Below are 12,284 nucleotides of genomic sequence, written 5' to 3'. Positions count from 1 at the left end.
CTTTCAGTTTCGTCTCGTGCAGCAACGTTTTCACGCTTCCTCGCAACGCAAGCCAGTCTCTTGGCGGAATGCCAGCCGACTTTGCGGCCGCCCTCAGGGGGTCACCATGTACCTGGGCTAGAGCTAACTTATCGGCCCAAGGACCCTTGTGTCACTATGAGCGAGAGGCGAGTCGAAGGGTCTCTCAGGCGAGATTGTTCATTACGGCGTTCCGCCATCGCTCAGAATGACAGTATCCGGCAGGTGGGGCCAATCCTGCCGGGCACGATCAGCCTGTACCCGTCGCTCTATGTCGGTTTTCGGGTATTCGGATTGTGTAGTTGAATCAGGTCTCAGGAAGTTTCGGCCGGGCGATATCTATTTGTCACTGAGCATGCGTGTGTTGCTAGCGACCGTGATTCTGCGAAGTGACGACGAATCTGCCCGTTGCCGGGGCAGAATCTCGCCAGTCAAGCCTAAGTACATATGCACCTGCGCTCAGGCCCGAAACGTTGATTTGGCCAGACTCTGTCACAGCACATCGCATTACCCACCGGCCAGCAGAGTCGTATACCTCAGCTATCCCTGGACCGTGTCGTCCAGCTATGTTGAGTACTTTCCGGACAGGGTTTGGGAACGTGCTGACCGAGTCTGAAGGCTCGGGTTGCTCAGGTACTGGTTCGGATGGGACAACCGGGACCACAGCCACCCGACCGCCGAAATCGTAGTATATCACTCTATCTCTTGGAGTTCCTGCCCATTCATCGTGTACCATTATCCAATCGCTTGACGGCGGACCCCAGCCGCAGTAAGTCAGTGCGTGGTTGCCGTATTCCGGATGTCCGATTACGACCAGAACTCCTGGTCGGCCACTATCTACTTCGTTCTTCACAAGTTCCTTTCCTCTCCATGTCAGGTAGCTTGTGAAGTTGTAGCAGTTGCCCCAGACAGGGTCAGAGCATACGGCTTGGATGCCCAGGGGAATACTTTCTGTGGCAGTATTGCCCGAGTGCACTGTGTCGGTGTTCATCGCTATTGCGAGTTGGTGGCTTATGTTTGGCACGCTATCTAAATCTTTCTCGAACCGGTCCGGCATATTGCGCAGTATCGAGTCAATAAGCAAGTCATAGCCCTTTAGGTCCCAGTAGGCGAGGACGTTGGCCGCCGCGGTTGGTGCGCACCCGTAGTGCCAATCCCAATCCGGCACGCTGCTGATCCAGCGATGACCGGCTTGGCCGCCAATAACCGCACCGGATAGGAGGGTGGCCTTTTGTTGTGCGAATACTGGTACTAGCTCTGAATTGCATGCGAGCGGCTCAGCATTCCTGACCTTGGCCGGTTCACAGACCTCGAGCGTTCGGAGCGAGACCATGATCCGCTCTTGCCCGGCCTCGTACTCAGACCAGATGTCGAATGGTGAGTAATAGACCAGTGCTATCTGCCTAACGTCATGCTGACCCAGCGTGTGTATTACGATCTTCGTAACCGGGTCGGCATCTCTTGCTCGTGTTGTGTCAGGTGGGTGATAGAATAGGATAGGGGGGAGGTCGGCCCTGGCTCCGACGGCAATCAGGACTCTGGCACCGTTCTGGAGCAGCTCTTCGCACAGATATGCCGCCGGCTGGCCGTGAACGTCCTCGCATAGCCTGTAGCCTGCGGGTTGCGTCTCACCCCACAGGGCTCGGGCAAACGACGCCGCAATCGCCTGCACCTCAGACTCGGAGACAAGCTTGGGCGGCATTTCCATGACCAGCGCTGTCAGCAGCAGAAGCCCCATGTGTCCACCTTAGCACTTGACGTTACGACCGACGTGAACCCTCAGTGCCGATTGGCGCAAGGTCCGTGCCAGGTACGACGGCCTTGGAGTACGCAGCTAACAACATGTTGCTGCGACACTTGTGCGCTGCCGTCCTGCGAATCTATCTCCCTATGGCTGAGTAGCGGGACCACGTCTGCCGAGCGAGGGTAGCCAAGTATCGCAGACAGCAAGGTTGTACCACTGCGACGCGGTCGTCTTCGGCGCGTGAAGTGCTGACGGATAACGTTCGACACGCAGGTGGTCTTATTCAGCACACGCGTCTGTAGTTGGCCGAGGAAAATCCTCCCTACGGAGTCAGCCGCCTTGAAGGCTTCCTGCCGGGTTTCCTGTCCAGTCTAGCCTACTGCAGCGGTGCACTCTGTTCGCCTTGTTTCCTGCTCAGTCACGTGCGGGCTTGTCTAGACCGAAGCGGGCGGCGTTGCTGGCCGGGCCCGGGGTTCCGCGGCCTGGGCTGCGTTCTGGGGCGTGCCTTTCGCTGTCCTCTCCTGCGCAGGTTGCTGCTTGTCTTGGTTCCCAGTTTTTAGAATCAGGTGAAAAGTCACTTGGTGTGTCTCTGTTGTAATGTCTGACTTGACGACGGTCCATACCAAGTGGCTTTTGCCACGGTCGGTTACCACCCGACTGCCCAAGTCCATTACCGCCCGAGCGTCGAGAACCATGATTCCCGCAGCGATCTGGGATACGGCTCCCTGTCCGAATCAGCATTACAGCTAAGTTTCGATTCTTCTGGCAGTAATCTTAGAAGCTTGTTTTGCAATTGGTATAACCACGTTTATACTTAGTCCGTGGCCAGTCTTGACGGCGTAATTTCCAAGCTAAGGGCTTTGCGGCTCAGGGCCGGATTGACTCAGGCCCAGGTCGCTGATGCCCTTGCTAAGAAGGGTAAGCCTGGTGTGACTGTTGTATCCCGCCTCGAGCTGGGCAAGTTTGCAAACCCGTCACTCCGGCTTGTGCTTGACTATCTGCGTGCTTGTCGCGCAACGGTCGAAGATGCAGCGCAACTCTTCAGTCAGTATCTTGCCGAGCCACTGGTAGTTCCAGCTTCGACAGAGCGCGGGCCACGAGGCAGACCGCGTGGGCCGAGGCGAGCGAAAGAAGACCCGGCTGTGCTCGAGATGCGGAGGGAAGCCGCGGTTTGGATACTGCGGCAGGTTGTCGAGCATTTTCTTCATCACGAGCTGAACCGTCTGGGTGCTCCGCGGTTCCAGCCGCTTAGACAGGACGCAGTGCGGTTCGGCCGACGGGTATTTCGTAGTCTTCTTGCTACCCGCGGAAGACCTGACGCAGTTCGGGAAAGGCGGCTTGCGCGTAACGAGGCAACTGCGACCAGGCGCGGGCTCACGCCCGAGCTTATCCGGTATCTTGAGGCCGGAGTCAGAGACCTTTTCAATGATATGGAGAAGGAAGGTGAGCTTGACTGGCTGCCGGAGGAGGAGCGAGCCCGGTCAGTGATGCTATGTTCTTCTCGACGTCGGCTCGAGACCGATTGGGAGATGTGCGCGGCAGAGTACGCATTTGAGCGCAAGAGGGAGCTGGACGAGTATCAGAAACTTGCTGGTCCGATCATCGCCGAGGCTGAGAAGCTGCTTGAGTCCTGCGGAGTCAAGGGTAGCGAGCTTGGCAACTACCGTGGATTCATCACAGGGTTGCTCAACACTGCGCGAAGCACAAGACCAGGTTCGGCTGAAAGGCAGGCTAAGCTCGAGTACTTGATTTCCATATCCATCCGGCGCTGGCATGACCCGGCGGTGGTACGCCGTCTTGCTGGGTTCGTGTTCGAGCGATGGGATGCCGTTTCGCCACCGGCCCCGGGCTGATTGCTGACCTCCGCGCAGAAGCCGGAGTACTTCCTTTCTCTTCGTCTCCTCCCCTTGAAGGGGGAGGGATAGGGTGAGGGTGAACAGGGCGCCGGCGAACTCCTCACCCCAGTCCTCTCCTTACTGAGGAGAGGGAGCTAAGGAGGTTACAGGCCGAGTTGCTGGCAGAAGCGCGAGAGCCGGCAGAATGCCGGCTCTCGGCTCACGCTTGAAGTGATTCAGTCCACCGACTGGCCGCGGTTTGATTCTTGGCTACCGCGCCGGTCGGTCTGATGCCATCCCCTGTCCTGAGCGAAAAAGCCGGTCATGGTCAGTGTTGGACAACGAGCTTCTGAGATGCCGAGTAACCGTCCGCAGTTAGCCGGAAAAGGTAAACGCCCGCACTCAACTTTCTGAGGTCGAGGGAGATACTTGACGAGCCGCGTCCCACGCTGTACGCCTGACGCAGGACCGACCGGCCGGCAACATCGAAGACCGTGACTGTTACCGGCGCAGGTCTGGGCAGGGTGTAGCTCAGCGTGGCGAAGCCTGACGCAATCGGATTGGGGCTCAGGGCCATTCGCGGCCCGCTGCTGGTGATCCTCCGGGTTGCAACCCCGAAGCCCAGATTTGCTGATCCTGCGGCGCTTGGCGGCTTCTGGGCATAGCGCCAGAACTCGAATGTCTTGTTGCCCTTGAGGGCAAAGAAGGCGCTGCCCCAGTTGACGAGGTCACCGCCGGACTTCACGCGCTTCTTCTTGCCGGTCGAGCCGTTGCCGGGCACCGTGTCAAGCTGCACCCAGGAATCGCCGTCTGGGAAGTACTTGAAAAAGCCCTGAGTATTGCCACCCTTGAGCGCATAGATGTTCTCTCCGAACCAGGCTCCAGCAGCACCGTCGCCAGACTTTTTCTTCTTGGCCGGTCGACCACCCTCGAGTGCGAACACCGGCATCCCTCGCAGCGGCTGTGTGTACCAGCTGTCGCCTGCAACGTCGTAGCGGAACATGTAGTGGTAACCACCGTTGTTCTGCTTGGCCTGGTGCGCGTAGATGTAATTGCCTTTGTCGTAGACGATGAAAGAACCTTTGTCGTACTTCGGCTTCGCGCCGTAAGGCACCTCGGGCAACAGGTCCCAGCGTCCAGCCTGAATATTGTACCGGTAGAACTCGGTCTTGTATCCCTTGAGCAGGTAAACCCAGCCTGTGTCCCCGCGCTGGATGAACTCGAGGTCGTTCCCGCCCTTCACTCGTTTACGGTATGGCCCTTCAGGTACGGAGAGCAGCATCGTCCAAGTGTCCTTCGCAATGTCGTATCGCCAGAATCCGAGGGTGTTGTTGCCCTTGGTCATGTACAGCGCTTCGACATTGTCAGAGATGGCTTTGCAGCCCTTACTTGGTGGCTTTGGTCTGCCTTCTTCTTCTGCCGGGATCGGCCTGAGCTTGGTCCAGAAGCCGCTGTCCGGGCCGGGTGTGTACTTGAAGAAGTCGGTTGTCTTATTACCCTTGGCAGCGTAGATAACCGGGTTCAGTGGGTCGAGGGGTCGAATGGTCGGGGAGGCGGAGTTTGGAGTTTGAAGCCTGGAATGTGGGGTCTTGTCCGGCCCTACTGCCAGCCAGGCACCGTCCTTCACCTCTTTCGGGGATTCGATTCGCGGTACTTTGGCAACCTCAACCCAGCCGTAGGGCCAGCTGGGTTGTCCCTGTCCGACCCAGAACTCGCCGCCACAGGCGTTATTCGCGGGATTGATGTCGTCAACCGAGTATGTTGAGCAGCGGGTAGTCCAACGGCCCTCCTCTGTCGTCACCTTGCAGTCCGGGAAGACAACGACTGTGTCGGTCCGGCCTTCGAGCGCGGTGACTGGAACAGCCTGGAAGTACACGATGCCGCCAGCCGGGTTGCGGATGGTGAAGAAAGCGGTGAAATCCATCGGCTGGTCATTGTAGTTGCGATACTTGCCACGCGGAATCACGACTGCACTCGTCTCGACCTGGCCGGTGGGTGAGACGATGCTAATCGCACCTATGTCCGGTCGGACAAGTTCCTCCACCACCTGAAAGGTTTCCTCGAGCACGTCGTTATTAGGGTTCTCATCACCTGCGGTGTAAGTCGAGCACCGCGCAGTCCATGTGCCGAGTTCTTCGCCAATCATATACTCGGGGAAAGTCAGGGTAGTCTCTCTTGTTGGCTCGATGCCTAGCACAGTAACGAACTGCCTATAGTCTCGGACACCGTTTGGTTTCTTCAGTATGAAATAGGCGGTAAAGCTGCTCACGACGTGGTTGGAATTGTTCTTCCACTTCGCGGTCGGAATGATTGGCGTATTCTTCTCATAGGTGCCGGATGGCGCGACAACGTCGGTGACTTGAACGTCAGTGTACGGCCCGGGCTCGGTAACGGTGAAGTGCCCGAGCATCGAGTCATTGGCTGGGTTCTGGTCCATGGGAATGTTGAAAGTCGAGCACATCACCGACCATTGGCCTGATTCCTCGCCGACGTTGTATCCTTCGAACTCCAGTGTAACCGCTTCATTAGGGTCAAGGGTTGACGGGAGCAGGGTTCGTTCGTGGACACGGATGCCCAAGGGATTGGTAAGACAGCAGAACGGGGTGAATGTCATCTGCTGGTTGCCGTAGTTGCGCCAGGTGGCCTTCGGTATCACGGTGGTGTTGGGTGGGACCGAGCCGACCGGAGACACTATGGCCGCAACTCCAACATCGTAGTATGGAGGCGGCGTGTAGGTGATCCGAAGCACGGGCCGGCTCGCGTAGCCATCGCTGTACCCGGCAGCGTTGCCCTCAAGGTAATCATAGCGGTCTTCGTCCCTGAAGCCGAATGCTACCCACGGTGGGTCAACTCCCAGTCCCTCCTGGATCTTGGCGATTGCCTGAGAGCCAAGCGGAATCTCGATGTGCCTTTGCACCGGTGCGGCGCTTTGCCAGTTGTCGTCCAGCATCTCATCGCCGTTGGTGATGGCGTTGAACAGTTGGTTCGCTGTCGCAGTAATCGGGTCAACTGACATACGGATGTGAGTCACCATGAAAAGGGTGGCGGCGTTGTCTCTCAGATAAGTGAGGAAGTAGTCCAGCGACACCTGCTCGATCGAGCCTTGGGGAAGCAGGTCAAGTTTGAACTTCATCCACGCATGCGTGCGCTGCTGCATGCTGGACCTGCCCTTCCAGCCAAGAGAGCCGGAGGTCTTCGTATTTGAGGTGACCGACCCTGTGCCGCCCCAAAAGACCGAGCAGGCGTAGACTTCGTCAGTTGACAGGGTCTGCCAGTCGCCGTCCTGGTCGAGGCGGTGGATAGGGGCAGCGTGAATCTCGGTGGTGAACTTGCCGTCTTCACGGACGTAGGTTCGCGAGTACTCGGTGCGAAGATGAGTGAGCTCGGTGCCTGGCACCATGTTCGTCGGCTCCGTAGCATAACCCAGTCCGACTGTCAGAAGACAAAGAGCAAAAAAAACTACAAGCGCTCGTATCACGTTGCCTCCTTTGCGCAATGCGCTGTAGGAAACATGCCTTGAGCCCAGCTGTGTCGTCTTCTCTGCTTCTTCCGCCGTTTCGGGCGCGTCGTGCAGTGCACCCTGACCCACGCAAACGTATTCTACCCTGCACGGATTCAGTGTCAATGTTGACTCGACACCCCACGCAGGAGTAGTGTTATGAGGTGCATACGCGATCGAGCCTGGCATACTTCGGTGTATTCTAGCCACTGTGGCCTCCTTTGTGCTTACTCCTTGCTAACCAACATATCCACATTCGTCCTACTAAGACGAGGTCGGGCAAAACAATACGCCGCGGACCGCGGCGGTGTCCACTGTTCTAATGTAGTGGTTTCGCTGCTCTTGTCAAGTTCTGCTTTCGTAGTTTGAGAATCAACATGGAACTGCCAGGAGACACAGGAGAACAATGAGCAGCAATGTGCTGAGAGGTAACCTTGGTTTATTGGGCAAAGGCAACAGCAGAACTTGACAGCCGAGCTGGCTCTGCTAGTGTGGATTCATCCTCAGGGGCGGACCGCGCCAGAGGTGGTTATGAATAGGTACGACAGTGTCAGCAGGAGTTCCTCGGGCCCCGGGCGCAGCCGACTCGTCCGAGTAGAGAGCGCAACCGGGGCAGCCGAGAACGACCTTGAACACAGGGAGGTAGTATGCCGAGCGTCATCACCTGTTCGAAGTGCAAGAAGTACGACCAGATAACTGCAGCCTACGACTGTCAATACTGTGACGCACCCACCCGTAACCTTGGACCCACGCCCCAGGGGTTGCCTCACAGTCAGCCTTGCCCTGCATGCGGCAAGGACGTGACAGCGACAAACATTAGGTGTCTACGCTGCGCCGTCAGTTAGCCGCGCGAGGGAGAAGTTAGGGCACCTACGCCGTGAGCATTCCGCCGTCAACCCGGATGACTTGCCCGGTGATGTAGGCAGCTTCATCCGAGGCCAGGAATAGGCACACGGCGGCCACATCTTTCGGTGTGCCGAAACGTTTGAGCGGTATTGCTGACATGTAAGCGTCGCGGGTAGTCTGGTCTAGTCTGTCGGTCATCGCCGTGGCGATAAAGCCAGGAGCGACAGCATTGACGGTGATGTTTCTTGAGGCGAGTTCTTTGGCTGCGGACTTAGTTAGTCCGATGAGCCCCGCCTTGGCTGCGGCGTAGTTTGCTTGGCCGGCATTGCCCATCTGGCCAACAACCGAGCTGATATTGATGATTCGACCCCAGCGCTGCTTCATCATCTGTCGGCAGCATGCCTTGGTAAAGTTGAAGGCACCCTTGAGGTTTACGGCGATGACCCGGTCGAAGTCCTGTTCGGTCATCCGGATCAACAGGCCGTCCCGCGTTATGCCCGCGTTGTTGACCAGGACACTTATAGCGCCAAAGTCCTGTTCCACGGCTGCGATAGTCTTCTCAACCATAGTGAGGTCGGAGACGTCTACCTGGTAGGCCCGTGCTTTGGATCCCAGCGCTGCTATCTCATCTGCCACCTGTCTTGCCAATTCGTCTACTACGTCGCACACGGCGATCGCACAACCGGCTCGGGCAAACTCCAGGCATATCTCGCGGCCGATTCCCGCACCACCGCCGGTTACTACCGCGACTTTGCCAGCCAGTCCGTGTGGTACGTTCATCTCTCGATTACCTGGGGACGGCTATTTCGGCCCAACGCGGCTGTGGCGGGACAAGCCGTTGTCGAAATTTCGCTGGCTTGTTCATGGCGAGCCATTTGTCTGGGACTGACTGCCACGCTCGGATGCTCTCGACATAATGCAATTTCCGTGGAAGAAACTGTCACGTTGAACCACCAGTCCTTTGCACTCAATGTTGCCGAGGACGTGAGAGCCGGCCTGAAGTTCGGCTGATTCCCGGGCGAGGATGTTGCCCTCAATTCGACCGGCGATTACCGCATCCCGGCAGCGAAGCTCGCCCTTGAGAAATGACTTCGGGCCAGCAAGGAAGGTTTCGCCCACGTCCAGTTTGCCTTCGACCTGGCCGTCAAGTCTCAACCCGCCGGTAACGCGCAGGTCACCGTGAACGACAGTTCCCGGGCCGATGACTGTGTCGAGTTTGCCTTCGGGCTGGCTCTTGGGCAAGGTTTCTTCCTTACAGAGCCAGTATATTTGTGCCTCCGTTCTTGTCAAACTCCAGGGTGTGCGGGTTCCGCTTACGAGCCGGCCGTCAGGGTCTTGTTATCCGTGCGATGACGCGACCGCCGTCGCGTGGTGCGGCCCTGGATACAGTTATCGTCTCAGCTAGCCGCGGGACGACCGCCTCGGCCTGCTCGGCGCTTGCCGCATGCACCTCGGCCAGCACCGAGTCTGGCTCAACACGGTCTCCAGTCTTTCGCTTGAACACAAATCCGACTGCCGGGTCAATCTTCGCGCCTACTTGTAGCCGGCCCGCTCCCATTTCGACTGCTAGAAGTCCAACCGTAAGTGCATCAATCGCCCGTACGTACCCGGATGAACGTGCCAGGACCTGGGCTACGTGTTTCGCACGTGGCAGCAGGCTGTAGTCGTCAATGACTTTCGGATTCCCGCCTTGCAGATCAATCATCTGTCGGAACTTCTCTAGCGCCTGGCCCTGGGTCAGTGCCCGCATCGCCTGCCTCCTGGCCTGGGCGTACGTGCGTGCCCGGCCGGCGAGTACTAACATTTCTTCGGCCAGGGTCATTGTTACTTCTTCAAGGTCCATTCTCCAGTTGCCTTTGAGTGCTTCGATAGCCTCGACTACTTCGAGCGAGTTTCCTACCGCCTCGCCCAGCGGCTCCCACATTCCGGTAATCACCGCCACGACCCTCTTGCCCATTTTGGCGCCGATGCGCATCATTGTACGGGCCAACGTTCTAGCCTGCGAGGTCCTGGTCATGAACGCACCCCCACCTGTCTTTACATCTAGCACCAGGCCGTCAATACCTTCTGCGATTTTCTTTGACATAATGCTCGCGGCAATCAGCGGCACCGAGTCTACAGTGGCAGTGACATCCCGCAGTGCGTAAAGCTTCCGGTCTGCTGGGCACAGCTCGTCGGTCTGGCCCATTATGCACACACCGATTTGGCGCAGGTTGGCAATAAATTCTTCGTATCTGAAGTCGGTTCTAAATCCCGGGATTGACTCCAGTTTGTCCAGCGTGCCGCCGGTATGTCCAAGCCCCCGGCCAGAGACCATCGGTACACACACTCCACACGCCGCGGCGAGTGGAGCGAGAATCAGCGAGACCTTGTCACCGATGCCTCCGGTCGAGTGCTTGTCCACCTTAGGCCCGGGGACCGACGATAGGTCAAAGACCCGGCCGGAGCTCACCATCGCACTTGTCAGCGCGGTGGTTTCGTCGGCGTTCATACCGCGGAAAAAGACCGCCATCAGCCATGCGGCCATCTGGTAGTCTGGTACGTCCCCTTGCGTGTATGCGGAAATAAGCTCTTGGACCTCCTCGCGACTGTGCGACCCGCGATCTCGTTTCCGACGGATCAGCTCGTAAACGTTCATCTAACCTTCAGGACGACGGTCTTGGCCCTGGGATGGTTGTGGCAACTATGGTTCACGGTAGTCGCGGGATAATAGTTCGTTCTGTTGAGCTGTCAAACAAGTCCTGGGGTGCCGCGGGTCAGGCTAGTCAAGCTTGGCCAGGGCCAGGCTGACAGCCATGCCGATTCCGACAAGAACCGTCCAACCGAGCAAGGTGTTGAGCACGCAGGACGAATCCTGATTGTACCGCTCGAGGGCTTTCTTGGCCGACAGTCGGACGGGTATGGTATCATCCGATGCGGCATACACCCACTTCGTGCCTTCGCGTACTGCACCACGCTCATAGCTTGATAGGAGTCGGCGTGATTCGCTGATCGTACCAGCTCTTCGCATCTCGTCCCAGAACTGTTCCGGGGTTTCGTCGCGGAATGCCTGATAGACTTTTCGCGGCGGAAACAGGCTTACGAAATGCCGGCCCGGACTCACCGCAACAACGACGCCTTCCTTCGGAACAAGCTCGAACCGGCTGTCAACGTAAACCTCAGTCGTCTCTTGGTCAGTTTCGATTGATAAATAACCGGCTGGTGCAGCCCAGGACGAAACATAGGTGAAAACGAGGACGAGCACGAGACGCACGGAGTGCAATGATAGTCAATCCTAAGCCCGGGTCAATCGGTGGATTCAGCCTGTCTTCAGGTTCGGATCAGTGATCGGGTCGCGACCAGGACGAAGTGGATTCCGGAAACGACTGCCGCCACCCGGGCGGCGAAGCGAACCGTATCGAAGCGGCTCACCAGACCGGAGAATGCCAGCGGCATGAGGTAGATACTGGTGGCCAGAAAGAACAGGAGAAAAAACAATATACCCGACAGCACCCCGCCGATGTCGGCAACGGTCACAATCGCCAAAAGAAATGGGGGACACAGGTTGATACCGGCAAGAAACCCAAGTGCTGCGGGATACCAGGCGGACGTCATCCTAGGGCCAAGCGCTCGACACAGTCCAATGTGGGGAAAACTTTGTACCAGACCGTAGCTTATCATTGCCGCGCCGAGCAGAAAATAGAGCACCGGCAGGAGAAATGGCCTGACGAGCCAGATTCCGGCGAGCTTGCGACCCAGTGCCCCAACCACCAGTCCGAACGCAAGATATGCTGTGAGCCGACCGACCAGGAAAAGCCCGAGCACGGTCGCAGATTCACGTGTCCTAATTGGGCGTGAGAGTAACGTCGGCCCGAGCAGTGGCACGCAGTGGCCGGTACAGAAGACCCCGGCTGAAAGGCCAAGTGCGAGCGCTCTGAGTAAAAAGCTAGGGAATGGCACGCAGCAGGCTTTCGTACTTTTCTCGGGCACGATCGCTGACCCTCGACGGGTCCCACGGTATCATTGGGTCCAGTTTGACTACGATGTGGCGTGCGCCCGGAATGTACTGCATAGCCTTGAGGACCTGTTGTCCAATCTGGTCGGCGAACGGACAGCCCGGGGTGGTGAGTGAAAGAACTACCATCACATCGCTGTTGCTGTCAACAGTGACCCTGTGCACCAGCCCGAGCTCGACGATCGAAAGCCCGAGCTCCGGGTCGCAGACCCGGGCCAGGCTTTCCATAATTCGGACCGAGTCAGGCGGAAGCGAGTCAGCCGCCACGAGTCCTGTGCCAGTCAATGGCGCAAACCACGGAGCGCGGTCTTGGGGTCGAGTGGCTAGTCGTGGCAGGTTCACGATTAG

The 12,284-nt window shown here is 57.8% G+C and carries 9 protein-coding genes; 1 reads left to right on the top strand and 8 read right to left on the bottom strand.

The annotated features are described in order from the left end of the window. Positions 1 to 385: 385 nt before the first annotated feature. On the bottom strand, positions 386 to 1,756 hold the full coding sequence (locus ABIL25_09140) for a T9SS type A sorting domain-containing protein (GenBank protein MEO0082438.1): 1,371 nt from the start codon (positions 1,754 to 1,756) through the stop codon (positions 386 to 388). An 827-nt stretch (positions 1,757 to 2,583) separates the two neighbouring features. Here ABIL25_09140 and ABIL25_09135 point away from each other — a divergent pair. After that, a complete protein-coding gene (locus ABIL25_09135; protein MEO0082437.1) occupies positions 2,584 to 3,615 on the top strand; it encodes a helix-turn-helix transcriptional regulator in 1,032 nt (343 codons plus the stop codon). Positions 3,616 to 3,925: 310 nt separating this feature from the next. On the opposite strand, the gene ABIL25_09130 is transcribed toward ABIL25_09135, so the two are convergent. The 7 genes from ABIL25_09130 to ABIL25_09100 form a co-directional block, all read right to left on the bottom strand. After that, positions 3,926 to 7,075 (bottom strand): T9SS type A sorting domain-containing protein, encoded by a 3,150-nt coding sequence (locus ABIL25_09130; GenBank protein MEO0082436.1) that lies wholly within the window; start codon positions 7,073 to 7,075, stop codon positions 3,926 to 3,928. Positions 7,076 to 7,966: 891 nt separating this feature from the next. Beyond that, a complete protein-coding gene (gene fabG, locus ABIL25_09125) occupies positions 7,967 to 8,722 on the bottom strand; it encodes a 3-oxoacyl-[acyl-carrier-protein] reductase (protein MEO0082435.1) in 756 nt (251 codons plus the stop codon). Positions 8,723 to 8,803: 81 nt separating this feature from the next. Beyond that, complete coding sequence (locus ABIL25_09120; protein ID MEO0082434.1) at positions 8,804 to 9,184, bottom strand: polymer-forming cytoskeletal protein; 381 nt, start codon at positions 9,182 to 9,184, stop codon at positions 8,804 to 8,806. Between the two features lie 85 nt (positions 9,185 to 9,269). Further along, positions 9,270 to 10,580 (bottom strand): thymidine phosphorylase, encoded by a 1,311-nt coding sequence (locus ABIL25_09115; protein ID MEO0082433.1) that lies wholly within the window; start codon positions 10,578 to 10,580, stop codon positions 9,270 to 9,272. A 123-nt stretch (positions 10,581 to 10,703) separates the two neighbouring features. After that, positions 10,704 to 11,195, bottom strand: a complete 492-nt coding sequence (locus tag ABIL25_09110) for a hypothetical protein (GenBank protein ID MEO0082432.1) — start codon at positions 11,193 to 11,195, stop codon at positions 10,704 to 10,706. Positions 11,196 to 11,251: 56 nt separating this feature from the next. After that, positions 11,252 to 11,911, bottom strand: a complete 660-nt coding sequence (locus ABIL25_09105; protein MEO0082431.1) for a sulfite exporter TauE/SafE family protein — start codon at positions 11,909 to 11,911, stop codon at positions 11,252 to 11,254. Further along, the coding region (locus ABIL25_09100; GenBank protein ID MEO0082430.1) for a metal-sulfur cluster assembly factor at positions 11,868 to 12,284 on the bottom strand (417 nt) is incomplete at its 5' end. The genes ABIL25_09100 and ABIL25_09105, both read right to left, overlap by 44 nt.

It is taken from the genome of candidate division WOR-3 bacterium (assembly GCA_039801365.1).
GTDB lineage: Bacteria > Hydrothermota > Tepidihabitantia > Tepidihabitantales > Tepidihabitantaceae > JBDRUN01.
This window is presented reverse-complemented; position numbering and strand designations above follow the sequence as displayed.

What these genes read in the sequence shown, in the direction of transcription:
- ABIL25_09140 (MEO0082438.1), bottom strand. Translation starts at nt 1,756, where the DNA reads ATGGGGCTTCTGCTGCTGACAGCGCTGGTCATGGAAATGCCGCCCAAG.
- ABIL25_09115 (MEO0082433.1), bottom strand. Translation starts at nt 10,580, where the DNA reads ATGAACGTTTACGAGCTGATCCGTCGGAAACGAGATCGCGGGTCGCAC.
- fabG (MEO0082435.1), bottom strand. Translation starts at nt 8,722, where the DNA reads ATGAACGTACCACACGGACTGGCTGGCAAAGTCGCGGTAGTAACCGGC.